The 25580-nt window shown below is 37.6% G+C and carries 21 protein-coding genes and 1 pseudogene; 10 read left to right on the plus strand and 12 right to left on the minus strand.

Annotated features, from left to right (window positions below; genetic code table 11):
• Positions 1–55 precede the first annotated feature (55 nt).
• Positions 56–1009, plus strand: coding sequence for a surface lipoprotein assembly modifier (locus H5160_RS07340; protein WP_182693547.1), 954 nt, complete (start codon positions 56–58; stop codon positions 1007–1009).
• Here the strand turns inward: H5160_RS07340 and H5160_RS07345 are convergent.
• On the minus strand, positions 993–2339 hold the full coding sequence (locus H5160_RS07345; protein ID WP_182737155.1) for a S8 family serine peptidase: 1347 nt from the start codon (positions 2337–2339) through the stop codon (positions 993–995). The two genes, H5160_RS07340 and H5160_RS07345, sit on opposite strands and share 17 nt — an antisense overlap.
• Before the next feature lie 130 nt (positions 2340–2469).
• Here H5160_RS07345 and H5160_RS07350 point away from each other — a divergent pair, with 130 nt between their 5' ends.
• From H5160_RS07350 to H5160_RS07360, 3 genes are read left to right on the plus strand one after another with little or no spacing between them, the layout of a single operon-like run.
• Positions 2470–2961 carry an RNA polymerase sigma factor gene (locus H5160_RS07350; RefSeq protein WP_182737156.1) on the plus strand — a complete coding sequence of 164 codons (492 nt, stop codon included), beginning with the start codon at positions 2470–2472 and terminating at the stop codon, positions 2959–2961.
• A complete protein-coding gene (locus tag H5160_RS07355) occupies positions 2958–3698 on the plus strand; it encodes an anti-sigma factor (protein ID WP_182737157.1) in 741 nt (246 codons plus the stop codon). Before H5160_RS07350 ends, H5160_RS07355 begins: the two co-directional genes overlap by 4 nt.
• A gap of 25 nt (positions 3699–3723) precedes the next feature.
• On the plus strand, positions 3724–4236 hold the full coding sequence (locus tag H5160_RS07360; RefSeq protein WP_182737158.1) for a CC0125/CC1285 family lipoprotein: 513 nt from the start codon (positions 3724–3726) through the stop codon (positions 4234–4236).
• A gap of 30 nt (positions 4237–4266) precedes the next feature.
• On the opposite strand, the gene H5160_RS07365 is transcribed toward H5160_RS07360, so the two are convergent.
• The gene (locus H5160_RS07365; RefSeq protein WP_182737159.1) at positions 4267–5151 is read right to left on the minus strand and encodes a DMT family transporter; all 885 of its coding nucleotides are present in this window, start codon (positions 5149–5151) and stop codon (positions 4267–4269) included.
• 103 nt (positions 5152–5254) lie between these two features.
• On the opposite strand from H5160_RS07365, the gene H5160_RS07370 reads away from it, so the two are divergent.
• Positions 5255–5392 (plus strand): hypothetical protein, encoded by a 138-nt coding sequence (locus tag H5160_RS07370; protein WP_259416855.1) that lies wholly within the window; start codon positions 5255–5257, stop codon positions 5390–5392.
• Positions 5393–5528: 136 nt separating this feature from the next.
• A pseudogene (locus H5160_RS07375) lies at positions 5529–5942 on the plus strand (sel1 repeat family protein); the annotation flags it as partial.
• Positions 5943–5944: 2 nt separating this feature from the next.
• Here the strand turns inward: H5160_RS07375 and H5160_RS07380 are convergent.
• The 7 genes from H5160_RS07380 to H5160_RS07410 all read right to left on the minus strand — a co-directional run bounded on the left by H5160_RS07380 (position 5945) and on the right by H5160_RS07410 (position 12600).
• Complete coding sequence (locus H5160_RS07380; protein ID WP_076915489.1) at positions 5945–6097, minus strand: DUF2496 domain-containing protein; 153 nt, start codon at positions 6095–6097, stop codon at positions 5945–5947.
• Positions 6081–6362: a late competence development ComFB family protein gene (locus tag H5160_RS07385; RefSeq protein ID WP_002958257.1), complete on the minus strand. Its 282-nt coding sequence runs from the start codon at positions 6360–6362 to the stop codon at positions 6081–6083. Before H5160_RS07385 ends, H5160_RS07380 begins: the two co-directional genes overlap by 17 nt.
• 51 nt (positions 6363–6413) lie before the next feature.
• Positions 6414–7307: a histone deacetylase gene (locus H5160_RS07390; RefSeq protein ID WP_182737160.1), complete on the minus strand. Its 894-nt coding sequence runs from the start codon at positions 7305–7307 to the stop codon at positions 6414–6416.
• 13 nt (positions 7308–7320) lie between these two features.
• Positions 7321–7929: a primosomal replication protein gene (locus tag H5160_RS07395; protein WP_002958255.1), complete on the minus strand. Its 609-nt coding sequence runs from the start codon at positions 7927–7929 to the stop codon at positions 7321–7323.
• 1 nt (position 7930) lies between these two features.
• Positions 7931–8707 (minus strand): TSUP family transporter, encoded by a 777-nt coding sequence (locus tag H5160_RS07400; RefSeq protein ID WP_002958254.1) that lies wholly within the window; start codon positions 8705–8707, stop codon positions 7931–7933.
• The gene (dinG, locus tag H5160_RS07405; protein ID WP_182737161.1) at positions 8707–10782 is read right to left on the minus strand and encodes an ATP-dependent DNA helicase DinG; all 2076 of its coding nucleotides are present in this window, start codon (positions 10780–10782) and stop codon (positions 8707–8709) included. The genes H5160_RS07400 and dinG overlap by 1 nt, the downstream gene beginning before the upstream one ends.
• A gap of 84 nt (positions 10783–10866) precedes the next feature.
• The gene (locus H5160_RS07410; RefSeq protein ID WP_182737163.1) at positions 10867–12600 is read right to left on the minus strand and encodes a tetratricopeptide repeat-containing sulfotransferase family protein; all 1734 of its coding nucleotides are present in this window, start codon (positions 12598–12600) and stop codon (positions 10867–10869) included.
• Positions 12601–12708: 108 nt separating this feature from the next.
• On the opposite strand from H5160_RS07410, the gene H5160_RS07415 reads away from it, so the two are divergent.
• From H5160_RS07415 to H5160_RS07425, 3 genes are all read left to right on the plus strand, one after another.
• Complete coding sequence (locus tag H5160_RS07415; protein ID WP_182737164.1) at positions 12709–15048, plus strand: DNA polymerase II; 2340 nt, start codon at positions 12709–12711, stop codon at positions 15046–15048.
• Between the two features lie 279 nt (positions 15049–15327).
• A complete protein-coding gene (locus H5160_RS07420) occupies positions 15328–18192 on the plus strand; it encodes a TonB-dependent receptor domain-containing protein (protein ID WP_024597657.1) in 2865 nt (954 codons plus the stop codon).
• A gap of 58 nt (positions 18193–18250) precedes the next feature.
• The gene (locus H5160_RS07425; protein WP_182737165.1) at positions 18251–19903 is read left to right on the plus strand and encodes a tetratricopeptide repeat-containing sulfotransferase family protein; all 1653 of its coding nucleotides are present in this window, start codon (positions 18251–18253) and stop codon (positions 19901–19903) included.
• Between the two features lie 46 nt (positions 19904–19949).
• Here H5160_RS07425 and H5160_RS07430 read toward each other — a convergent pair whose 3' ends face one another.
• The 3 genes from H5160_RS07430 to H5160_RS07440 form a co-directional block, all read right to left on the minus strand.
• Positions 19950–21143 carry a DUF547 domain-containing protein gene (locus H5160_RS07430; RefSeq protein WP_182674420.1) on the minus strand — a complete coding sequence of 398 codons (1194 nt, stop codon included), beginning with the start codon at positions 21141–21143 and terminating at the stop codon, positions 19950–19952.
• Positions 21144–21148: 5 nt separating this feature from the next.
• Positions 21149–22945 carry a putative 2OG-Fe(II) oxygenase gene (locus H5160_RS07435; RefSeq protein WP_182737166.1) on the minus strand — a complete coding sequence of 599 codons (1797 nt, stop codon included), beginning with the start codon at positions 22943–22945 and terminating at the stop codon, positions 21149–21151.
• Between the two features lie 63 nt (positions 22946–23008).
• The gene (locus H5160_RS07440; protein ID WP_182737167.1) at positions 23009–24172 is read right to left on the minus strand and encodes a DUF547 domain-containing protein; all 1164 of its coding nucleotides are present in this window, start codon (positions 24170–24172) and stop codon (positions 23009–23011) included.
• Between the two features lie 314 nt (positions 24173–24486).
• On the opposite strand from H5160_RS07440, the gene H5160_RS07445 reads away from it, so the two are divergent.
• Positions 24487–25580, plus strand: a 1094-nt coding sequence (locus H5160_RS07445; RefSeq protein ID WP_182737168.1) for a TonB-dependent siderophore receptor, incomplete at its 3' end; no start/stop codon positions are given.

Consider the following 25580-nt stretch of genomic DNA (forward strand, 5'->3'; position numbering starts at 1 on the left):
CGTGTTTGCACAAATGCCGAATAGGGAAACCTATTCGGCCTGTTGGAGAATAAATATGAAAGCAGTTATAACCGCCACATTGTGTGTTTTTAGTGCCCAAGCGGTGCTTGCACAAACCAACCACGTTAAAACATCTGAGCAAAATAAACCCTTTAAAAGTAGCTTTGAGCTAAATGCAGATGCAGAAGTTGGGGTATTGAGCAATTCAGCGCTCTCTGTTCAGGAGCTTGACGATATTTCGTCACAAAGCGACAGTGGCATAAAAACCGCAGCCGGTGTTAATGCAAAATGGCAATTAACCAAAGGCGCCAAATTAACCTCAAGCTATCGGTTTGAACAACAAGACTACGATGAATTTGATCAATACGATTTAGACCTTCATCAATATGGTTTAGATGGCAGCTACAGCTTTAATAGCCATGAGCTAGGGGTTCGTTACGATGGCGCAAAAGCAAATGTAGATGGCGAAACATTTTTACATTTTAATCAAGCTAGTGCTTACTATGGCCACTTTTTAAACCCACATACGTATTTGCGTATGAGCATAAAAACCAAAGCTAAACGTTTTGCTACTGCAAAAGCACGTAATGCCGATGGTGTAGGTGCCGATGTAGCGCTTTATCATTTTATAAATAATGGCCAAACCATGCTAATGGCAACGCTAAGTGCTGATAAAGAAAACGCCGACGACAACCAATACGACTTTAACGGCTACGGCTTTACTACTAAAGTTACGCACAAATTTACGGCCTTTAATGTGGCTAACAAAGTAGGGGCTGGCTGGCGTTATCAAAATAAAGATTACGATGAGCAAACAACGGATGATTTTTTTGAGCAAATACCGTCGCGAGATGAGCACCGAAATGTAGTTAATGCGTTTTATAACGTAGCTGTGTTTGAGCACGTAACGCTAATAGCCGAGGCTGAATATGGCGATTATCAATCAAAGCTTAGTAGTAATACCTATACGCAATCGGTTTTATCGGCGTCAGTTAAAGTGCACTTTTAGGTGGGTAAATGGCGCCATAACCAAAGGTGGTGTCTTTGCCTTGCTCGCCTAAATCGACGACCAGCGATGTAAGCTCGTTAAGTGCTTTGGTTTTATTATTCCCATGCTTTAACAATAAACAACTTAATGCCGCGCTTACATGCGGCGCCGCCATTGACGTACCCGACTCCCTCCCAAATTTTCCATTGCCTTGGCTTGTAACAACATTTACACCAAGGGCTGTAAAGTCTATGTAATCACCTTTATTTGACCATCTATAAATGTGGTTTGTTGCATCAATAGCACTTACCGCTATCACGCTTTTATACGCGCCTGGGTATAACGGCAGCGACGCCGGACCTTGATTACCCGCAGCAGCTATAATGAATACGTTTTGTTTTATTGCTGCAGTAATACTTGCTTCTAAAATTGCGTTATTTGGCCCTGTTAGACTCATATTTATTACGGGTATTTTATTACTAACTAACCAGTTAAGTGCCTCTACTATGGCAAATAATGTAGCTCCTTGCGCATATTCAGATTGCCTATAAAACACCTCGGCACTGTAAAGCTTGGCACTGCTTAAAAGCGGGCTGAGCGATGCTCCTTTACCTGTAATTAACCCCGCTATGGCGGTGCCGTGTAAATTTGGCGAGCTTAACCCTTTAGGTAAAAAGCTTTGCGTGGTGATATTTGCGCCTTTAAAAGCACTGTGTTTGGTATTAATGGCGCTGTCGATCATGCCAATTTTTACACTTTGTGTGCAGTAGGGGGCAACAGACTTATTTTGCGTTACTTTTGCGGTAGATTCGCCTGTTTGCGCTTGGTAAATGTGGTTTCGGTCAAGTATTGCAGACTCATCTAAGTTAAGCGCTTTTAATAACTCACTTTTAGAGTTAACACCTTGGGGGGCGTTAAAGCGCACTAAGCTCATGTTAAGTGCGTTGTAATTTTTTACCGATACAATGGCTACATTTTGCTGCTTTAGGGTATTAAGTTGTTGGCTATTTGCCATTAATAACCATTGGCGCTCTATTGCTCTAAAGCCGTTTTCAAGCTCTACTTCAACAAATGCGGTGTTTTGGCTATTTATATTAATGTTAAGCACATTGGGTAAGCTGCTAATTGGCTCACTTATTTGCGCTTTTAGTTCATCAATCGATATTTGTGGAACAGGCACCGGAAGCGGCAGGCGCTGTGCTCGCTCTATAGTTTGCTCAATACGCTGCTCTATTGGGGTTAGCTGCCCAAGCACCTGATCGACTCTTACTATGTTGGCTGAACTCGTTGCGCTAAATATACAAAACGAAGCGGCTATTATGTGTTTAACGCGTGTGTTTTTAATATTCATAGTGGGTTACTCTATTAAATTTATCATACTGGTTAGTTAACGTTTAACACATAGAAATATTTCATTATTTAAATTATTTGGGAATAAATGTTTTTTTGAATCGTCTTCTTTATAAAAGAGGTAAAAATTAATGAACGAAACTATAAAAACCTTATTGCCCATACTTAGGCGTTTTGCCTATTCGCTAACGGGTAGTAAAGCAGATGCAGACGATGTAGTGCAAATAACAATTGAAAAACTATTAGTAAAAGGCATTCCGGATGACGTTGAGCCTGCTAAATGGGCATTTAAAATTTGCCGTAATGTGTGGATAGACGAATACCGCTCACGCAAGGTAAGGCAAAATACGGCTCAGGCCGATATTTTACCAGAGCCAATTACAAGCAATGAACACCAAACACTCGAAAATAAACAAATGCTTAAAAATGTAAATACAGCACTTGGGCAATTACCCGAAGAGCAACGCGCCATAGTATCGCTGGTGGCAGTGCAGGGCATGGCTTATAAAGAGGTAGCACATACACTCGATATACCTATAGGCAGTGTAATGAGTAAATTATCGCGCGCACGCAGTACACTTTATAATTTAATAAAACCCGACTTTAAAAAGGAGCAAGTATGAACATTAACGACGAAACACTTAGCGCCTTTTTAGACTCAGAACTAAGCGAGCACGAAATGGAGCAAGTGCGTAAAGCCCTTGAAACCGATGATGAGCTAGTAATGCGACTTGCAGAATTTAGCGAAGTAGACATGTTAGTAAAAGAGCACGCAACAAGTATTGACGACGCACCACTTAGTGACTCATTAGCTAAAACGGTTGTAAAGCTTGATACAGCAACGACAAAAAACACGTTAAACAGTAATGTAGTAACCTTAACGCCTTGGCAAAAGGTTAAGCAATCGGCTAATAAAAGTTTAGCAATAGCTGCAAGCGTTGCCGTGGTATTTGGTGTTGCAATGACGAGCTATTTACAACCCAATGAGTCGCAAAATTTAGTAGCCAGTAACATAGCCACAGCACTTAATACACAGCTAAGTAGTGGTGAGTATAAGCAAAGTGATGGCTCACTATTTAGTGCACAGCTTAGTTTTAAAAATCAGCAAGGTGAGCTTTGTAGGCAGTATGCACTAAGCTCAAATAATACAACGCAAACAAGCATTGCTTGTAAAACGCAAAGCGGTTGGCAAATTAAAGCGCGAACAGCTACGCAGCAAAGTAACAATGGCGCGCAATATCAAACGGCGTCTAATAACAGTGACTTAGATGCTGTTATAGATAGCATGATCAGCGGCGCACCACTCGATAGAGCGCAAGAGCAGCAAGCAATTAGCGCAAAGTGGCAGTTAAACAAATAATAATGTGTATAAAACGAGGTGAACTATGAAAACATCTATTTTAATTATCAGTATTTTACTTATGGCGGGCTGTGCATCTAAACCTGATTATCGCGCCGCAAATAATGGATCGCAAGGTTATAGCGAGCAAAAAATTAGCGACGATCAATACCGAGTAGAGTTTAAAAGTGTGTCAAACAACGTAGCCGATGCCGGTGACTATGCATTATTACGCGCGGCTGAGCTTACACAAGCACAAGGCTACGACTGGTTTGTTGTAACTAATAAAGAAACCTTTGTTGAGTCTAAATCGCAAGCTCCCGCGTCATCTATTAGTGCGTCACACAGCCAGCAATATGAGCGAAACTGTGGTTTATTAACCTGCGAAACACGCGCACGCCCAACAAGCAGCGTAGGCGTACAAGTGAGCAATAATGATAAACGCAAAGAAGTGCACACCCTGATTGATATTAAAATGGGCAAAGGTATAAAACCAAGCGACAACAGTTTTAGCGCCCAAGACTTAATTGAAAACTTAAGCAAAAAGGCGCAAAAGTAAGCGTTTGGTAAAAGCGCTTGATATAAGCACTTAGCTTTTTTTAGCTAAGTGCTTTTTTCGTGGTAAAAAACCAGTAACTAGCATTGTGCCTACAATTACAAATAGTGCGCCTAGTAATGTATTTGGCCCTATTTGCTCATCTAAAAATAAATGCCCCCAAAATATGCCAAATAATGGAATTAAAAAGGTGACAGTGAGTGCTGAAGTTGGGCCTATATCGTCAATAAGTTTAAAAAATAATATATACGCAAGGGCGGTACATACTACGCCCAGTACTAATACACCTAGCATAATATTGGTGCTTGGTATTTCTCGTATTGGCATAAATAAGATAAGCGGTAATACCATAAAGCTCGAAGCCCACATTGAGCCATGGGCGTTATCGAATGGGACCAGTTTAGGCGCGTTTTTAGTGTAATGCGATGCAATGGCATAGCAAAGTGAAGCACTCAATGCTGCTATTATAGCCATTATTGATTGGCTATTTAATACAAAATGATTTTGCCCAACCAAAATAACTACGCCAATTAAACCCAGCAGTAAACCAATCACCATACTTTTATTGGGCTTTGTTTTTGTCCATAAAATTCCAACAACAACACCCCATATTGGTGTTGTAGAATTTAAAATTGAGAGTGTGGATGCGCTAATAGTTTGGGCTGCGTAAGCAAAAAATAAAAACGGCAGAGCAGAGTTAAACGCGCCTATTATAAAAAAGTGTTTTGTGTGCTCAGTAAACGCTAAGCGGCGTTTTAAGTACAGCGCCACAATAAAGAGGGTGAGTGCGGCAAAGCCAACTCTAAATTCTATTAACACCGCTGGGCCTAAGCTGTTAGCTGCCATTCGCATAAATAAAAATGACGCGCCCCAAATTGCAGCCAGAAAAAATAACCGAAGTAAACTTGCTAAGCTCATGATAGTATTTTAATTATACAAATTGGATTACACAATAGCAGGCTTTGCAAAGAGTGTAAGCCAGATTCGGTACTCGCATATAAAAAATAATAAAGGACTAGTTATGGCTAAATGTATATTGGTTGCAGCAATTTTGGCTGTAGGTTTATTAGGTGGGTGTGGGTCGACCCCTGTTAGCCTATACAGCGACAATACAATGAAGAAAAAAGAATACAATGGTATTAATACCAATCCGCAATAATACTTAATCATTTTGCGGGGCTAAACGTGTCGCTACCTGCGTTAAAAAATTTTCATTTAGAACAACTAAATAGCGAATTTTTTGCCTAGCTATCAACAAGTTTCTCCTTCCTCAAAATAGATTACTTAATTAAGCGAATTGGTATAAAGCGTATAAAAAGGGGCTGTACGAGCAAGCTTTTTATGATTTAAAAGAGCCGGCAGCACTTGGCTATAAAAGTGCACAATACACGTTGGCATTCATGTTTTTAAAAGGCCAATACTTGGAGCAATCTACTAAACTCGGAATGGGCTGGCTAGGTGTTGCAAAAGAAGCGGGGGTTGAGAATTGGTCTGCGCAATACGATGCATTTTACAGTGCAGCGACTACGCAGCAAAAACAACAAATAGACGAAACAGTTGAGTTGTATATAACGCAATTTGGCGTTAAAGCACAAAATATGACCTGTCGGCGTTCAGCTTCGCCTAGGCGTACATTTGGTGAAGTTAAAATTGATTGCACTAAGCACGAAGGTAGCGTTACCGAGCACGACATACAAATAATAGAATAGAGTTATGACTTTTCTAGCTTTTTTTCAAAGTCGCTTTTAACTATTTCAAGTGCTTTAAGTACTTCTTCTGGAGCAACATCGTGTTGCTCTAGTATCATAATTAAATCTACTGCAAGTTTAATATGTGTAGGGGCCTGATCAAGTGGACTTGTCATTTAACTCTTTCTTTTTTGATATTTGGCTAATGGCAACATTTATTGCTGTTTGTACACGTTGTTCCATATGTATGCGTTCTGATTGCGGTAAATAAAACGCCATATCTACATCGTAGCGAATATATCGTGGCGGGAGCTGATTTAGTACCGTACAACAAAAGTCAGCCATTACATCTTCATCATATTTTTCATCAAGTTTAAGTTTGATAACTTCCTCGACTACAATCTTTTCGTAATAGTTGTGTATGTCTTCGTGTAATCGCATATTCCCACCGCTTTAAAATAATCCGTTTAATTGAGTCTATACTATGGCTTGCTATAAATCGATAGCGGCTTTAAATAGTTGTTTATGAACATTAATTAGTGAGCTCAAATTACGCTGATAACCTCCGCCTAGGCCGCACATTAGTGGGATTTGGTGTTGCTTACAAAAGTTGAGAGTAAAAAAGTCGCGTTTATATACGCCATCTAGTGATACATCAAACAAGCCTAACTCGTCTTTTGTGCAAATATCAGCACCTGCATTATACAAAATAATATCGGGGTTATGAATACGCACGCAAAAATCGAGTGCTTGCTCTAATGTAGCAAGGTACTCAGCGTCGGTTGTTTTAGCGGGCAATGCAAAATCGTAGGTGGACTCTTGCTTATTACGAGGAAAATTTTGTTCACAATGAATTGAGCAGGTAATAATTTGGTCATGGTTTTGAGTGATTTGTGCTGTGCCATCGCCTTGGTGTACGTCGCAATCAAAAATTAAAACAGTGTCGGCTTGCTCTGTATTTATTAAATGTGCTGCTGCAATAGCTAGATCGTTAAAAATACAAAAACCGCTGCCGTAATCACTGTATGCATGATGATAGCCACCACTTAAATTAGCCGAAAAACCATGTTTTAGCGCGTGTTCACTACTTTGGATGCTTGCCCCAACTGATAGTAATGTGCGCTCTACCAATTCATTTGAATAAGGAAAGCCCATTTTTTTTATGGCTTTATTGCTAAGAGTCCCATTTAAAAAGTCATCTATATAACGTTGGCTATGACATAGCGAAAGTTGAGATTTGGTTGCTTTTTTAGGCTCTTGAAAGTGAATAGCCGAAACACCTAGGTTTTCTATTTCTGTTTTAAGTAACTTATACTTTTGAATAGGGAATCGATGACGTTCTGGGAGTATAAGGTCTGAATACAATGGATGATAATAAAGCTGCATAGTAAAGTGCGCCTTAACGCAGCTGCTGTTTTTCTACTTGTTGAATTTTATCTTCGGTGGCAGAAATTGCTTTTCTGCAGCGGCCTAATCGAGCGTGTGTGCTTAATATTTCAAGGTTAAGCTTTTGTGCTTTAGCAGGCGAGGCTTTATCCATTTGCATTTTTCGCTCTTCAATCATGAGCACTAAACGGCGTTCAAACTCATGGTTTTGTTTTAATTCGTCGTAAAGCTCATGGGATGATTGCATTATTTTTTGCACAGCTTGCTTATAAACGGTTTGCTTAGGGCGTGGTTTATAATGGCTTTTGTTTTCTTTAACCCAAATAGGCGTTGATTTAATAACATTGAATACAGCTTGTATTTGAGCTGCAATACGTTCAAGCGCGTAGGTATAAGCATGGCGATGCTCGCTTGGCGGTAACCTTGAAACTTCGTCTTCTATTTCTATTACGTAATCGACTAGGTTCATACTTTTGGTACTAAAAACTGCGCGGTCAAACAAGCTAGGTTGTGCTTGCATGTAACGATTTTTAGAAAAAAGTTTAGCTTTATCAAATTGCTCAGCTTGTTGTTTTAGCGTTGCAACTTGTTGGCGTAGTTTATCTAAAGCCATTGAATGCATATTAAAAGTAAGCCTCGTAAATTAGTTTTAATGCTAAAAGTATAACCATAGTATTAAATACTGGGCGAATAAATTTGCTACCAAAACGTATTGCTGAATGCGCCCCAAACCATGCGCCTAGCATAATAAAAAAGCCCATTGTTATGCCAAGTAAAAAGTTTACATGGCCGAGTGCAACAAAGGTAATTAAAGATATAAAGTTAGACACAAAATTCATTGAACGCGCTAAACCACAGTTGAGTAGCAGGTTCATTTTGTAAAGCATGCCATTAGAAGCAGTCCAAAATGTACCCGTACCTGGGCCTGCTAAACCATCAAAAAAGCCTAATGCTAAACCTTGTAGCCATTGTTTTATTTTCATCGCTTTGTTTAGTTTAGGAAGTTCATCGCCTTCGGTGGTGCTTAAATTACCAAATAAGCTATAGCCAGCAACTAAAATAATAATAATGGGGAGTAGTTTGTTTAAAAAATCGATACTTAAATGATCAACAATAACAGTACCTATCAATGCACCTATTGCGGTAGCAATAATGGAGGCTGCCCAAAACTTAGGACTAAATAAGTTCTTTTTATAGTATGTATAGCTTGCCGTTAACGAGCCAAAGCTAGCCGCTAATTTATTGGTGCCTAATGTTAAATGTGGAGGTAAGCCAGCAGTTAATAAAGCGGGTACAGTTAACATGCCACCGCCACCGGCGATAGCGTCTATAAAACCTGCGGCAAGTGCAACAGCACATAAAACAGCCCAGGTTGTTGGATCGAGTGCGAGTTCAAACATTAATAATCTATTTGTCTTTTAAAAGGTGGTAGGGTGTCGAGCATGGCTTTACCGTATCGCTTAGTAACTAAGCGCCTATCGAGAATAGTAATACAGCCTTCATCACTCTCTTTTCGCAGCAGTCTACCACAGCTTTGTACCAATTTCTTTGCGGCATCTGGCACGGTAATCGTTAAAAACGGGTTACCACCTTTGCTTTGTACAAATTCTGCTTGCGCTTCTTCTATTGGCGAAGTAGGTACAGCAAACGGAATTTTAGTAATTATTAGGTTCTCTAAATATTTACCTGGTAAATCAAGACCTTCCGAAAGGCTCTGGGTTCCAAATAAAATACTGCCTTTGCCTTCGTCTACATTTTTAGTGTGTAATTTAAGCAATGCTTCTCGCGACATCTCACCTTGTACTAATAAGTTAAAACCTTTTGTTCTAAGAAACTTTGTTACGTGGTCCATTTGCCAGTAAGAAGCGAATAGTACAAGGTTCGCTTTTTTATCATTTAGGTACTCTGGTAAAGTTTTAGCTAGGTGATCACTAAAGTCTTTATCGGTAGGTTCTACTTTAGATACCGGAATACGTAAAGTGGCTTGTTTTGGGTAATCAAAAGGAGAAGGTACTTTAATAAATTTAACGCCTTCTTCTTTAGCAAGTCCTGTTTCGTAAGCAAAGTGATCAAACGAGCCCAGTGCACTTAATGTCGCAGAGCACAAAACAGCGCCCGCGCATTCTCGCCACAATTTATCTTTTAAGTAATAACCGACCTCGATAGGGCAGTCGCTTAATAAGTGGTCGTGATGGCTTTTATATTCAAGACGTTTTATCCACCGTGCATGGGGAGCACCTTCGCCTTTTTTTGCGTAACTAAACCATAGTTTGTTTAGTTGCTCTAAGCGGTTTATGTATTGACCGCTTTCGCCTAGTATTGGGTCGGCAACGTAAGGTTTTATGTCGCCGTCGCTTACATCTTGGGTAAGGGTGTCGTGCATTTTGTTTAAACAGCGCAGCGCATCTTGCGTGGCTTCGCTTATGTCTTTTGCTTTACTGTGCAGCGATTGTGGAATTTCACCGTGCTCAAAGCGATAAGTATCGTCTTTCGAATATTCAAAGTCGGCATTATCAAGGATATCGCGAACTACTTTTAAATCTTTATTCGCGTCATTAATGCTGTCGCAAAGTTTAAAGTTTTGGCCAATGGCTCTTTGCCCTACTAAAACCTTCGCCATTTTCCCGCTAAACTTGGTGAGCTTATCAAGCCATTCTATTGTGCCTTTAATTGTGGCAGCAGCTGATGAAAAATCGCGTGTTATATGTGCTAAATGGTGCGCTTCATCAATTACATAAATGGTGTTGTCGGGCTCTGGTAAAATTTTACCACCGCCTAGGTCTAAATCGGCAAGTAATAAAGAGTGATTAATTACCAGTACGTCCATTTGCATTAATTGATTACGAGCAAGCTGAAACGGACATGTTTGATGGGCCTTCATTTGGCGTTGGCATGAATGTTTATCGCACGCTATTAAGTTCCATACTCTGTCGGGTACGGTATCGACCCAACTGTCTCTATCGCCTTGCCATTTTTTATTCACATAGGCGTTATATAGCTCATTTAAACACTTGGTTTCCATTGCGCTCAATGGTGAAGTAAGTGTTGGCATAAAGTCCATTTGTGTTTGGCTATCGCCGTTTACAGCATTATGTAATTTGTGAGCGCAAATATAACGATGGCGACCTTTTACCAAATCAAATTTAAAGTCGAGGCCTGAATGCTTTTTAAAAAATGGGAGCTCTTTTGCTATTAATTGTTCTTGCAGTGCAACGGTTGCGGTAGAAATAACTAGCTTCTTTTTTTGCGCTAAGGCAAGAGGCAACGCGCCTAAACAATAGGCAAGAGACTTACCGGTACCGGTGCCTGCTTCAATTACGCAAATGCGCTGCTTTTTATGGTATTCGCCAGCAAGTGTTTTTGCTATTTCGGCTACAAGATAATTTTGACTGCTACGAGGGCGATAATCTTTTAGGTTACTAGCCACATGCTGGTGTACTTGCCTAATTGTTTTTTTTAGTGAGTCAGAAAGCATGGGATGATTTACCTAAAGTATGTATATAATTACAGTGCTATGGATTTTAGAGTTATAAGAGTGTAACTACAAGCAGCTTGTTTACTAATTTAGCCTATTAAGCAGTGGCGTTAGATGATTTGCATATTTTTTCCAGTCAGTCAGCGCTTCTTTGTAAATTGGCTTACGTACTTGTTCTGAACTGGGAGTTAAAACAGGGCGTTGGTTATTATAAAACTCATAACACGCTTGCTCTACTACTAAATTGCAATGTTCAAATAAATCATTAACCGTTTCAGTGAAGTTGTTTATTAAGCTTTCATAATTAATTGTATATATTTCGTCAGGATATACGCTATGCCAATGTGTCATCAGCTTATAATATTCATTCATGTAGTGAGCTAAATCTTCCTGATCGTAGCTATAACTATGGCCTTGTGAAAATGAGTGCTTATAAAGGCTCCATGCAGTCGCTTTTTTATCTCGTTGTACATCGATTATTTTTGCATTAGGGAATAAAGTTTTGATAAGAGCAATATGTTGAAAGTTGACTGGTTGTTTATCAATAAAGTAAGGCTTGTTATTGCGAAAAGGTTCAATGAATTTTAAGTAGCGTTTGGCTAATGTTGCCAAGTGCTCTTGAGTCAAACTATTTAGCTTATAAGGTACGTTGCTTTTTATCTGAAGGTTTTCTAACTCTACTGCAATAGAATTGATTTCTGATAATTCATAGCTAGCGTCAACATGGCTATGCGATGCCAGTATTTGCTCAATAAGTGTAGAGCCACTTCTAGGCAAGCTTACAATAAATATCAGCTGGACTTCATTTTCGGTTGAGGAATGTACTGTATTGGCTACTTTTTTGGTTAGGTATTTTTTACAGCGCTCATTAAAGTCATTAGTAATGTAAGGGGTAAGTGACTTTTGTAAATCGTTACTTATTCTTAGCTGCAAAAAGGCATCTTCGTATCTGCTATGTTGTTCATATGCTTTAGCTAAAGCAAAGTGAAGTTGTGCTCTATTTAATTTATTTGAGTCTATTGTTATCTGCTGTTCTAAATTAGCTATATTGAGCTGAGTGAAAGTATATGTTTTTAAGTTTGCTAAGTTCCAATAGGCTTCGCCGATATGGGGAGCTAGTTTTATTGTTTTGCAATAGTACGCAATAGCACTTTGGTTATTGCCAATTATCTTTTCTATGTTTCCAAGTCTTAAATTGCAATATGCGGGGTAATAATTTTTATTTAACAAAGATTGGTAATTTAGAGATGCATTTTTGAAGTCCATCATTTTTACATAGGCAGCAGCGAGTAGACTTTGGGATTGTGGTAGTAAAGTAACTAATTTGGTCGACCTATTATAAAAAGAGATTAGCTCTAAATATTGCTTTGTATTAAATAATGCTTCAATGTGCGCATCATAAGCGGCTGATTTTGTGCTATTTATATTTATATTATGAGAAGTAATAGCCAAATACGCTTTTAAGTCGTTTGCCTGAAAAGCTATTTTACTTAATAACACTAAAACACGGTATTCATTCGCTACAAGCTTGAGCAACTCATGGGCAATGTTTTCTGCTGGTTTTAATTCTTTGTTTAATAGATGCTGATTCGCTTTATCTAAACGTTGGTTAAACCAAGCAATCATCTCATATTGTTTAATGGCTTGTTGGTATTGCTCTTGCTCTTTTAACTGTCGATGTACTTGGGCTAATACTTGCCAAGCTTGATGGTGCTCTGGTGCAGTTTGAATTAAAGATAATATTATTTTTTTGGCTTGTTGAAGCTTGTTTTGTTGAAGGAGATTATTAGCGTGTTGGATAATTTCAGAAGGGCTCATTGAATGCTCATATTATTTTTTCTTAAGACTAACTTAGAAAGAAATAAAATATAACCTGCTTTACAAATTTTATTTTTGTCGTTTTTTATTACAAGGCTTATTTCATTAATGCACTTAGACTCGGGGTTTATTCTCTCTACAGAAACAGTTGATTCACCTTTGGGCGTAAGTTTTGTTATTTGGCTTTTAACTGAAAAAGGGCCATTAAAAGCAATTAGCTTACCAGAGTCAGTTGTTTTTTTTATCAAGTTAAAGGATAAAGCGACGGTAGAAAAAGTACTGCGGCTCTCAGATGTTTCTTTTGAAATTGTCCCTGTAGAATTAAAAGATTTTCAGCAGGGGACTGTGGCTGGTTGCTACTTTAAATCACTTAAACATTACTACAATGCGTTAAAAGCTCTAAGCGCAGAGGGCATTGTGACATACGAAGATGACATACGCCCTATAGATCGCTTTTTAATGGAGCGATTTATTAAAGGCTCCACATGGGTGAGAGGAGATATTACACATAAAGACGGATATAGGCTATTAACCAATTGCCAATTTAAAAATAACCCAGATGTAAATCCTAAGTTTAAAACAGTTTCTTTAGACATCGAGTGCAATGGAGAAGGGGTATTATTTTCCATTGGTTTGGTCGGTCATGGCATTGATTGTGTATTAATGATTGGCAGTCCTATTAAATATAGTGATGCAATTGAAATAATATGGTGTGTTGATGAAATCGATCTTTTACAAAAATTACAGCACTTTATAGCAAAAACAGATCCAGATCTTATTATTGGTTGGAACGTCATTGAGTTTGATTTTTCTGTTCTTCACTCCAGAGCTGAAACTCTAGGTATAGAATTGCGTCTTGGACGTAATAACGAAAAAATAAAATTACGAGTAGGCCATTATACTCGATTAACTATACCAGGAAGAGTTGTTATAGACGGTATAGACACGTTAAAAAATGCGACCTACCACTATGATAGCTTTAGCCTGTCAAATGTAGCTGCTAAGGAGCTTGGTGAGAAAAAGTACATCAGTTCAAGTGACCAGCTAGCAGAAATTGAACGCCAATTTAATGATAATAAGTTATCCCTTGCGAAATACAATAGACAAGATTGCGTACTGGTTCTACGTATTTTTAACAAATTAAATTTACTTGATTTTGCTGTTGTTAGGAGTCAATTAACGGGGCTTGAACTTCATAGAATGGGCGGTTCAGTCGCTTCATTTGTTAACCTTTATCTGCCCTTACTTCACCGAAGTGGTTATGTAGCACCTAATTTAGGAGATCATGGCTTAAGTTTTGATAGTCCTGGAGGGTATGTAATGTCTTCAAAACCGGGGTTTTATAAAAATGTACTTGTACTCGACTTTAAAAGCTTATATCCATCAATTATGCGTACTTTTTGTATAGACCCTCTTGGTTTAATTGAGGGGTTGCTCAATCCAAAAGATGCAATTCCAGGATATAATAATGCACTTTTTTCAAGACATAAAAATCATTTACCAGCCCTTATAAAAACTCTATCAATAACAAGACAAGAAGCAAAAGATAGCCAAAAACCTATGTTATCGCAGGCTATAAAAATTATTATGAATAGCTTATATGGAGTGCTTGGTTCTCGGGGGTGTCGCTTTTACGATCCACGTCTTTCAAGTTCAATCACACTACGTGGGCACGATATAATGCAAACCACAAAAAAATGGATAGAGGAGTGTGGGTACAATGTAATTTATGGCGATACAGATTCAATATTCATTACTTTGGATGACGGTTTGAATACGCTTCAATGCGATGAAATTGGTAAACAATTAGCTATTAATATCAATCAACAGTGGGTACAAGAAATTAGTCAGAAGCACGACTTAGAGAGCTTTTTGGAGATTGAATTTGAAACCTTATACAGTCCTTTTTTTATGCCTACAATTAGGGGGAAAACGATGGGCTCTAAAAAACGATATGTAGGTCAAAAAATTAATAAAAATCACAATGAGCTAGTATTTAAAGGTGTTGAAGCAGTTCGAAGTGATTGGACTGAGTTCGCTCAAGAGTTTCAAGTAGAGTTGTTTGAAACTTTGTTCAGTAGTGACTATAAAATAAGCCTTTTAGAGGAGTTAGTTAATTCTTACTCTAGGCGTTTACAAAATGGAGAATTTGACGATAAATTAATTTATAGAAAAAGGTTAGGACAAAATTTAACTGAATATAAAAAGAATATTCCACCACATGTCCAAGCAGTTAAAAAATATAAAGCCCAGAACCCAAACTTTGAGGTGAAACGAGGGCAAATTATAGAGTATGTTTACACATTTGATGGACCAGAGCTCAGTGATACAAATAAAAGACTGAATTATCCTTTGTATATAAAAAAACAATTAGACCCAATAGCCGAAATGATTTTTAGTGCTATGAAAGTGACGCTATCAAAGAGCACTCAAACCTCTCTCTTTTAAGTTACCGTAAGCTAAAAGTTAACCTTTGTGAATTCAATCCCCCCTTTTTTTATAATTTCCCTTAATGCAGTAATGGCGCTATTTAATAATACCAATGTAAATTTTTTGATTTTAAAATTGTAATGCTTTAGCTTTGAAAGTGTTGGTAATTAACAATAAGTTAATTTTATGTTGACCGCATTGTATTGCTGGTATTATCATAACGTATGATTACCATTTATTAACAAATGGTAATCAAGCAAAAAATATAAAAAATATAAAGTATTCTGGGAGAATCGAATGTTAAATAATAAAGTTTCAAAAGCAGTTCGCTTAGCGATAGCTTTCGGTACAGCTTCAACAGCTGCTTTTTCAGCAAGTTCGTTTGCTGCTGATGAAGAAAAAGTTGATAAGGTTGAACGAATTGAAGTTACTGGTTCACGTATCAAACGTACAGATATGGAAACAGCTAGCCCAGTGCAAGTAACAACTGCTGAAGAAATTGCTGTTGCAGGTTTTACTCGTGTTGAAGACATGATGAATAGCTTACCGCAACTAGAAGCGTCTAATACTTCTTTCCAATCAAATGGTGCTTCGGGAACTGCAACTCTTGATTTACGTGGTATGGGTCCTCAGCGTACTCTTGTTCTTGTAAACGGTCGTCGTATGCAAGCTGGTGGTATTTACACACAATCAGCTGATATTAACCAAATTCCTGCTGCGCTAATTAAACGCGTAGATGTAATGACTGGTGGTGGTTCATCTACTTACGGTGCAGACGCTGTTGCTGGTGTTGTAAACTTTGTAATGAACGATCAGTTTGAGGGTTTTGAAGTTAATGTAGGTACAACTGCTTACCAACATAATAACGATAATGAATACATGCAAGGCCTAATGGATGATGCTGGCTTTGAATATGAAGAAGGTAATACGGGTCTTGATGGCGCGTCATTTGATTTTGCAGCGACTCTAGGTGGTGCATTTGATAGTGGTAGGGGTCATGCAGTAGCTTACTTTACTTACAACAGACAAAATGAATTACGCCAAGGTGCACGTGATTACTCATCTTGTGCTCTAAATGCTGCTGGTACAGCTTGTGGTGGTTCAGGTAATGCTGTTAACCCTAACTTTTATATCTCAGCTCCTAACGCTGACGGTGTTGTAGACTTTGGTGAAGGCCAGTACGAATACTGGACTCTAGGTCAAGATAGCAGCTTTATTCCTTCAGTTGGTAATACATATAACTACGCGCCAATTAACCACTTTATGCGTCCTGATGAACGTCATACATTAGGTATGTTTGCTAACTACGAAATCAATGATAGCTTCCGTCCGTTCATGGAAGCAATGTTTATGCGTAACCGCACTACAGCGCAGATTGCTGAGTCTGGTACGTTCTTTAATGATAATTACTCAATTGATTTTGATAGCCCATTATTAAATGATACACAACGTGCACAACTAACTGAGCGCTTTGGATTGACTTCTGGTGATCAGTTTGCAACTTATATTGGTAAGCGTAACGTTGAAGGTGGCCCTCGTGCAGACAGCCTTGAACATAACTCTTTCCGTTTAGTATTAGGTAGTAAAGGCGAAATTAACGACCTTTGGTCTTACGAAGCATTTGCTCAATACGGTTCAACTTCATCTTCTTCAGCATATGAAAATGATTTCTTTGGTCCGCGTATAATCACCGCTTTATCAGCAAATGGTGAAGATTGTAGCGCGACTTCTGGTTGTATTCCGTACGATGTTTTTCAGTTTGATGGTGTAACAGAAGAAGCTGCACAGTCACTTACTGGTACAGCAATCTTGAACGGTGTTACTGAGCAATTGATTGTAAGTGGTTTTGTTACTGGCGAATTCGATTTCTCACTTCCATCTTCAGAGTACCCAGTTGCTGCAGTATTTGGTGCAGAGTATCGTGAAGAAACATTCAGTAGAACAGCTGATGAAGTATATGCACAAGGTCTATTACTAGGCCAAGGTGGTACTACTAAGAGTTTAAATGGTGGTTATCAAGTACGTGAAGTGTTTGGTGAGCTTAGCCTACCAATCGTTGAAGATTTACCGTTAGTTGAAAGTTTACTTGTTGAATTAGGCTACCGTTGGTCAGACTATAGCACTTCAGGTGCTGAGCCGACTTATAAAGTGGCAATGAACTGGGATGTAACAGGCGATTGGAAAATTCGTTCAAGCTACAACCGTGCAGTTCGTGCAGCAAACAATGGTGAGCTATTCGCTCAACAAAGCACTGGTTTATGGGCCGGTACTGATCCATGTGCTGGTACACCAAGCCTAACAGCTGCTGAGTGTGCAAATACAGGTGTTTCTGCAAGTCAGTATGGCAATGTAGGTAAGAGCCCTGCGGATCAATATAATGCTCTGTTTGGTGGTAACCCTGATTTATCTCCAGAAATTGCTGATACTATTACTTTAGGTGTTGTTGGTAACCCATTTGAAAACTTCAACTTCTCAATCGATTACTGGGATATTGAACTTGAAGACGCGATTGGTAATATTGACCCAGAAATTCTAGTTACACAATGTGGTAAAAGCGGCGCGGCTGTATTTTGTGATAACGTAGACCGTACACCTGGTAGTGGTAGCCTTTGGATAGGTTCTGGCCAAGTTGTTGCTACAAATACTAACTTAGGTAATATCCATTACGAAGGTATCGATTTAAGCGCAAACTACGATATGGAAATTGCTGAAGGTACATTAAAAACTAGTATCATTGGTACCTACATGTTAACTAAGGAATTTGATAATATTCCTGGTGTAAGTGAAGTATATGACTGTGTTGACTCATTAGATAACGGTTGTTTCCCTCAACCAGAATGGCGTCATGTTGTATCTGCTAGCTACGACACGGGCAGCTGGTGGAGAGCTACTGCTAAATGGCGTTTCTTCAGCGGTGTAAACGATTACACTGGTGCTGATACATTAGTACAAGACGACGGTATTAGCTCACAAAGCTATATTGACCTTAAAGGTACATTTACTATTAATGATTACACGTCTTTATTAGTAGGTGTTAACAACGTTATGGATAAAGAGGCACCTCTAGTTGGTGGTTCATTATCAACAAACGCAAATGCTATTGCTGGTTACTACGATTCGTTAGGTCGTTACTTCCATGCGAGCCTTTCATTAAAATTCTAATTTGAATTAATTAATGTATATTAAGCGAGCTTAGGCTCGCTTTTTTTATGGGGAAAAAATGAAATCGGTAAAAGAAAGTTTACTGTTTGCAATACAGCAATTGAATAGTGGAAAGATTGTGGCAGGAAAAGCAACCCTAGAAGGTTTATGCGACAACCCTGAAGTTAATGAGCAAGCTTTAGCTGTATTGTTTAAAGTAGCTATGAATGAAGGAGATTTACTAAAAAGTAAGGAAGTTTGTAGAAGACTCATTTCAATAGCCCCCAAAAAATTCGATTATGTAAATACTCTTTGTCAGTTATATGCCGCCAGTAATGAATTCTCTTTAGCAATAGACTTACTTAAAAAATACACTGAAATAGTACCGGATAGCGCAATGTCATATTTTCAATTGGGTGAAATGGCAAAAAAAGATGGCAAAGGTACTCTTGCAAGTACATCTTTCTTAGCAGCTATCGAGCTTGGTTACCACGACATATATACCGCTTATGTGGAGTTAGCATCCGTCTACTCTGAGCTTTTAATTGATTATGGGACTGCGACTAATTATTTACAGCAGGCAATTACAGTTGAACCAAATAAAATTAATGCCTATTTTAATCTTGCTAATATATATGAGCAGCTTGGTGATAAGCAAAACTGTTTAAAGAGCTTTAATCAGGTATTAAAGATAAATCCTTTATATGGTCTGGCGCATGCGAGAATTGCTGATATACAAACATTTAATAAAAAAGAAGCGTTAGAATACGAACTAAAAAGCCTATCTATTTTAGAAGCTACAGAAGATGATGTGTTAAAAGCTGATATGTATTATGCGCTTGGGAAAGCTTATGACGATAGCAAAGATTATGAAAAATCATGGTCTTATTATACTAAAGCCAATAGCTTTAATCGAAAATATATCCCGCAATACAACAGAGTTGATATTGAACATCAAGTAAGTAGCACACTAGCAAGAGAGCTTAGTAACGTAAAAAGTAAGACTGGCGATATTGTTCCAATTATTATTTGTGGCATGTTTAGGTCTGGTTCAACCTTAATAGAACAAATAATTTGCACTTCTGAGGTGATTAGTAATGGAGGAGAGATTGATTACTTGCATAAGCAACTATTCAATCTAATTGATAAGCCTAAAGTGCTGTCAAGCACGGTTAACTCAACATTATTTCAGCAAGGTTATGAGAAAGAATTAAAGTTAAGAGCGGGAAAAAGTAGTCTGGTTACTGATAAACGGCCTGAGAACTACTTATACATTGATATAATTAAAATGATGTACCCTGAAGCAAAAGTTATTTGGACACAGCGCGATATTAGAGATAACAGTTTATCAGCTTACTTTCAACATTTAGGCCCAAGTTTGAATTATGCGACCGCACTGAATGATACAGTGCACTATCATAAAGCGCAGCAGCGTGTTAAAGCACATTGGCTAAAAAAGTATCCTAATGATATTTTTACAGTCAATTATGATGAACTTGTTTCAAAGCCCGAGGGGGTATTATTGCCTCTGTTCGAATTTTTAGGCGTAAAATATCAAGGTGAAAGCGGTTTATTTCATCAACAAAAAAATATTGTAAGTACTGCTAGTGTTTGGCAGGTGAGAAAGCCTCTTTATACATCTTCATCGGGAAGATATAAAAATTTCAGTAGGTATATTAAAGAAAGCTTATCTATTTCTGATTTTGAAGAGTTTAATAATGTATTAGATTAATCACTGAGAGTATTCAGCACTCAATAGAGCGCTGAATACAATTTAATTATTTAGTGGGTAAGTCTTTTATTTTAACACTACTACTATTGATTTTTTTCTTGAGACGAAGCTTATTAATTTTGTCTAATACTGCAGGTGAAAAGCGAGATTGAGAGCTAACTTTAGAGGATAACATATCGCTTAGGAAGCTAAGGTTCATAGCGCCTGCACCAGGCACGTTACTATTGGCTGCTACGGCATTGAGTAAGGCCGCTTTGTTGGTGGCATTACCCTCACCAAATGAGCGCTCAGTGCCGTATATGTCGGTTACATTCCAGTCCTCAATAGCTAGAATTAATTCTTCCGAATCTTCTACTTGTGAATTAATAGAAGAATCAGAATAGTTTAAAATATGCTTTAGTAGATCGTTCTCAAAGTCAGGAAATAAAATTTTTGCTTGATCATAAAAAATAGAAACGTTTAGACGATTTCTTTTAACTTGAACGCCTCGGTTGGAGTTTACAAACTCTTCAGCATTACCTGAAAGTTGTTTATATACCTTATCAGCTGTGTAAGCTTCGTTACGTAAATTCGGACTTCCGATTATCCCTTGATAGAAGCCATACATTACTATTTTCTTATTCCCAAATTTCTTAAAAACGATATCATGTTGAATATTATTAAGTGACAAGGTATGACCTGAAACATTTATAAATTTATCGTTTAGTATTGAGTTTTCCCCTTCGAGTAATTTTTTTGCATTTCGAACTGGGTAATGTTCAATTAACTTTTCAATAATGGCTGTATTATATAAGTTTAGCCAATAAGCTAATTGCTCATCTAAGGTTAATGCGTTTAAAGGGACTTCTTCAGGTACTTTTTCTAGGCTTTGGCGAATTACTTTAAAACCTAGCTTAATATCCGATTTTACAACTTCTTCGAAATAAAAGCGGTTAGCCTCTAAAGCCGTATCTCTGTCTCTATTAGATCGTAACCTTGTGCCATTACCTACTATTGGTTTTAGAATAGTCCTATCAGATAAACCCATGTCAATAACGGTTAACTCTAGAAGTTGGTCTAGGTCTTCATAAGATATGCTTATATCCCTATTTAAGCCAAAATCTGAAAACTCTTCGGGTAAAGAGAATTCTTCAGCTTTCACTGGAATAAAAACAATAGCGATTATAAGTAGCAAGCATTTTATCATGATCAATCCTTTGTTTTTGTTTATTTTTATAGCACTAGTTTGAATTTCAATCAACTAGATTAACCAATTGGCATAATATCGCTAGGTATTGTTAAGCGAGGTCTATCGCTTTTAAGCTCATTTGTGCCATGCCAAATATAGCTAGGAAAAATGATAATTTGTCCACTTTCAGGGCATATCTCGCGATCTATTGATTCTCTTTTTCCTAGGTCAAGGCATGTTTCTCCTAACTTTAACCATCCATTTTTAAGTGGATCATTTTTACTCATTTCATCAGGTATAGAAATATAGCTGGGTGCTGACAACCAACCGTGAGGATGAATATGATTGGCATGATATCCTCCATTTTCTAGTTTTACTGACCAGCTGCCTTTGGCAGTAAAGTTTAGGCTATTTCTTGCCGTTAATGGGTGCATACTATCTGCTGGTAAATCATTTAAGTAAGTAGATATACATGACTCCATTGACTGCTTAAATAATGAGAGTAACGTATTTGAGCGATAGAGTAAGTGTCCTTCAGTTTGACTTCCTCTTCGAACACTTTGATCAAGCGGGTCTTGTTCTTTAGTGTGTAAAGTAAGTAATAGTTCCTTGAGTTCCTTCCCAAAAGAGTTAAACGACTTGTAGCCTTTAGGCGTAGGTAGAGCCATTGTTTTAACAAACATATCGTAATTAGTTAACCAATGATATTTATCGTCTTTAGCTAAGCGCCAAGCTGTGGATAAATAAGCCCAGATTTCTTGATTAAAAGGGTTGTGTTTAACTGCAGTGTTTAAGTGCAATATTGCTTTTTTATATTCAAAATTTTCAATACAGTAGTTTGCCAAATCTACACTATATCTTGCTGATTGGGGAGCCTGTGATACAAGCTCATCTAATATAATGAATGCTTTATCACTTTGCCCATGCTTACCTAAAATGATGCCATGAGCATGTTTTATGTCTAAGTTATCAGGGAAGAGCCTAATTGCTTGTGAAGATACATCAAGGGCTTGATTAAAATCTTTAAAATGTAAAAGCTGAGCTAGTTGTGATTGAACTAGTTGTGGGTTTTTAGCATGATTTAAGAATGTACTAGTGTAGGAGCTCATAAGGGCTGATTTGTTTGCACGATCCCAGTATAATTTATTTAAACACTCATGCGCAGGTATATAGTTAGGAGCCTGTTCAAGACATCGTTTTAAATACTGCTCACAAAGCTCAAACTTTAGTAAATCATAGTAAGTACAGCCAATCAAAAAGTTAACCTCGGGGCTATACTTGTTCTGCTTATCGCTTAGCATTAAAAATATATCTAAAGCATTGTCGAATTTACCCATATTGCGAAAATTACAAGCACGTTTATATTTAAATAAAAATTGATTTTTTAAATCGGCAGGTAAAGAGAGGTAATAGCTTTCAACTAATTCTAAGTCACCCAAACGTTCTAGTAATTCAAGCTTTAACCAGTGATATCTCTCTTTTAAGGTTTCATCAGATACGGTTTTAGAAAGTTCCTTTTTTGCTTGTAACAACTGGTTGGTTTTGATCAAGCTTTCTATAAAATTCAGAGATACCTTTTTGCTTAATGCCAAATACCTTGTGTTTTTTAAAAAGTTTAAACATAACGAATGTTTAGCAGTTCTGCACAGCAAGTTTGTATAGTTTTCAATTAGAGGGAGGGATGAAGGAAACTTATTTACTGCGTAAGAATATGTTTGTTCGGCATTTTCATTTTGGTTAAGTGCGCTATATGTAGCGGCAAGTAAAATATACCAATCAACAGTTTTAATATCACATTTGTTTAAAAAAAGAATAGCTTGGTTATATTGGCGTGAATTATAAGCAGCGAGCGCAGAGTTAAGAAAGTTAGACATAAAACACCCTATTTTTCGTACCATGTTAACAGGGTGTTTTTTAAAGTTAAATAATAAAATTTATTAAAGGTCTTTTATTTTTACAGAGCCACTATTATCAGTTTCTTTTAGCTTGAGAGCTCTAATTTTTTCGAGCATTTCTGGAGAAAAGCGGCCAAAGTCCATTGTTTTCTCCGAAATAGAATTAGATAAAAAGCTTATGTTAACAGCACCTAGTCCTGAACCTGCGCCATCAGCTCCTATTGGTTTTGATGAGTTATTTGCAACAGCATTGAGCATGGCGGCAGGATTTGTTGACGCTGCGCCACCAAACTTTCGCTCTGTGCCATAAATATCAGTGATTCTCCAATCTTCAATACCTATTTTAAAGCTCTTAGCATATTTTATATCAGAGCTCATTGGCGGGTTTGCATAGTCTTTTAGGTGCTCTCGTAAATCTTTCTCAAAGTTTTCGAATAATGGTTTAACTTGCTCATAGTACTTAGAGGCATAAAGGCGATTTTTTCGCTTGATACTAGTTCCTCTATTTGAATTGACGAATTCTTCAGCGTTTTCAACTAATTGATGATAAACCTTGTTTCCTTTATATGCTTCGGCACGAATGTTAGGACTTCCTATATTTCCTTGATAAAACCCATACATAACTATTGGTTTTTTTATACCAAACTTTTTAAAAACAATATTTTGTTGTATGTCGTTTAAAGAAAGTTTATGGCCAGCAACATTTAAAAAATCATCCTCTAAAATTGAATTGCTGCCAAAGAGTAAATCTTCTGTATCGCGAATAGGATAGTGTGTGATCAGTTTTTCTAACATGGCTGTATTGTAAAGGTTTAACCAATAAGCAAGTTGCTCATCAAGGCTGAGTTCGTTAAGTGAGATTTCATTTGGCAGACTTTCTAGGCTAACTCTGATCTTATAAAAACCGTCTTTAATCTCTGATTTTGTTACTTCTTCAAAGAAGAAACGATTTGCTTCTAATGCTGTGTCGTTATTTTTATGCGACTTCATTCTTGTACCGATGGAGGCTTGAGAATTTAGTTTGGAACGATCTGATGCTCCAGTATCAATTACAGTAAAACTTAGAAGAGTATCTAAGTCATCATATGAGACAGTAATATCTCTATTTAAACTAAAATCTGAAAATTCTTCCGGAAGTTCTTTTAAGTCAGCGAAAGCCGAGAATGAGATAGTGAGTATTAAAATACATACGAGGTGAGTTTTCATAGCAATTCCTTTGTTTGTTAGAAACACTATAATCTACAAATGTTAATTCACTTTCAAGGTTTGTTTACATTTAATTTCATTTTCTTAGCATAGCTCCAAAAAGTTGAATATTGCTCCTTGGTTAATAGTGATAATATTGCAACGTGTTAGTTTTTTGTTTCTTTAAGTTGTTGTAAATTAATGTGTTTTTTCGTTGTCAAAGTGTTGACCTTTTGCTTGAGTTGGGCCTACTATTCAAATCGAAATAGGTACTGTGATGAATTGCAGACCGTTTTGAAAACAAAATAATTAAAAAATATTCTAGGGGTAATCCAATGTTAAATAATAAAATCTCAAAAGCTGTTCGCTTAGCGATAGCTTTCGGTGCAGTATCAACAGCTGCATTTTCGGCTAGTTCATTCGCAGCTGAAGAAAGCGCAGATAAAGTAGAACGTATTCAAGTAACTGGTTCTCGTATTAAACAGGTTGATCTTGAAAATAGCTCTCCAGTAACAGTTATTACTGCAGCAGATATTAACTTGTCAGGTGAGCCATCTGTAGGAGATGTACTTAACAACTTATCTTCAAACTCATTCGGTTCTTGGACTGGTGTTTCTGGCTACGGCGCAGGTTCTTCTGCAACTTCAAGTATTAACTTACGTGGTTTAGGTTCTGATGCGACTCTAGTATTATTAGATGGCCGTCGTATGCCTGGAACAAGTACTTCTTCTGGTGCATCTGCAGATACTTCTCTAATTCCAATGGCTATCGTTGAGCGTATCGAAATCTTACGTGATGGTGCTTCTGCAGTATATGGTTCTGCAGCGGTTGCTGGTGTAATTAACATCATCACTAAAAAAGATTTCGACGGTTTAAATCTTAAATATGAATTTAATCAACCAAGTGTTGACGGCGGTGATAGCAGTACTTTCTCTGTATCGTCAGGTTTTACTGCTGAAAAAGGTAATATTGTTTTCACTTTCGAACACTCTGAAAGCGATGCTATTTACGATAGAGATATATGGGCACTAGATGATGAAACTTACGGTGCATACAGCTCGTACAGCCCAGTATCTAACTATTTAGATAGCACAGGCTACCATGCAAATTCAGATCTATGTGATGCAGAACCTAATACTGTAAATACTATTGATGCTGATGGTAATGGCCGTTGTACATATAGCTACGGTGAAGTAACTAAGTTTTACCCTGATACAAACAAAAACTCATTTTTGTCTAACTTCACTTATGAACTAACAGACAATATTCGTTTCATTGGTCGTGCGATGGCTAGCTTCAATGAAACAGATGCACGTTATGCTGGTACACCAGTATCTACTACGCCTATTTACATGAGTGCAGATAACCAATATAGCCCATCAGATGAAGATGTACGCATTTTTACTCGAGCTGTGCCAATTGGTAACCG

It is taken from the genome of Pseudoalteromonas sp. SG43-4, assembly GCF_014164325.1.
Classification (GTDB): Bacteria; Pseudomonadota; Gammaproteobacteria; order Enterobacterales; family Alteromonadaceae; genus Pseudoalteromonas; species Pseudoalteromonas distincta.

Excerpts from the sequence above, each read along its gene's own strand:
- H5160_RS07340 (WP_182693547.1), top strand. The coding sequence starts at position 56 with ATGAAAGCAGTTATAACCGCCACATTGTGTGTTTTTAGTGCCCAAGCG.
- H5160_RS07345 (WP_182737155.1), bottom strand. The coding sequence starts at position 2,339 with ATGAATATTAAAAACACACGCGTTAAACACATAATAGCCGCTTCGTTT.
- H5160_RS07350 (WP_182737156.1), top strand. The coding sequence starts at position 2,470 with ATGAACGAAACTATAAAAACCTTATTGCCCATACTTAGGCGTTTTGCC.
- H5160_RS07355 (WP_182737157.1), top strand. The coding sequence starts at position 2,958 with ATGAACATTAACGACGAAACACTTAGCGCCTTTTTAGACTCAGAACTA.
- H5160_RS07360 (WP_182737158.1), top strand. The coding sequence starts at position 3,724 with ATGAAAACATCTATTTTAATTATCAGTATTTTACTTATGGCGGGCTGT.
- H5160_RS07365 (WP_182737159.1), bottom strand. The coding sequence starts at position 5,151 with ATGAGCTTAGCAAGTTTACTTCGGTTATTTTTTCTGGCTGCAATTTGG.
- H5160_RS07370 (WP_259416855.1), top strand. The coding sequence starts at position 5,255 with ATGGCTAAATGTATATTGGTTGCAGCAATTTTGGCTGTAGGTTTATTA.
- H5160_RS07380 (WP_076915489.1), bottom strand. The coding sequence starts at position 6,097 with ATGACAAGTCCACTTGATCAGGCCCCTACACATATTAAACTTGCAGTA.
- H5160_RS07385 (WP_002958257.1), bottom strand. The coding sequence starts at position 6,362 with ATGCGATTACACGAAGACATACACAACTATTACGAAAAGATTGTAGTC.
- H5160_RS07390 (WP_182737160.1), bottom strand. The coding sequence starts at position 7,307 with ATGCAGCTTTATTATCATCCATTGTATTCAGACCTTATACTCCCAGAA.
- H5160_RS07395 (WP_002958255.1), bottom strand. The coding sequence starts at position 7,929 with ATGCATTCAATGGCTTTAGATAAACTACGCCAACAAGTTGCAACGCTA.
- H5160_RS07400 (WP_002958254.1), bottom strand. The coding sequence starts at position 8,707 with ATGTTTGAACTCGCACTCGATCCAACAACCTGGGCTGTTTTATGTGCT.
- dinG (WP_182737161.1), bottom strand. The coding sequence starts at position 10,782 with ATGCTTTCTGACTCACTAAAAAAAACAATTAGGCAAGTACACCAGCAT.
- H5160_RS07410 (WP_182737163.1), bottom strand. The coding sequence starts at position 12,600 with ATGAGCCCTTCTGAAATTATCCAACACGCTAATAATCTCCTTCAACAA.
- H5160_RS07415 (WP_182737164.1), top strand. The coding sequence starts at position 12,709 with ATGCACTTAGACTCGGGGTTTATTCTCTCTACAGAAACAGTTGATTCA.
- H5160_RS07420 (WP_024597657.1), top strand. The coding sequence starts at position 15,328 with ATGTTAAATAATAAAGTTTCAAAAGCAGTTCGCTTAGCGATAGCTTTC.
- H5160_RS07425 (WP_182737165.1), top strand. The coding sequence starts at position 18,251 with ATGAAATCGGTAAAAGAAAGTTTACTGTTTGCAATACAGCAATTGAAT.
- H5160_RS07435 (WP_182737166.1), bottom strand. The coding sequence starts at position 22,945 with ATGTCTAACTTTCTTAACTCTGCGCTCGCTGCTTATAATTCACGCCAA.
- H5160_RS07440 (WP_182737167.1), bottom strand. The coding sequence starts at position 24,172 with ATGAAAACTCACCTCGTATGTATTTTAATACTCACTATCTCATTCTCG.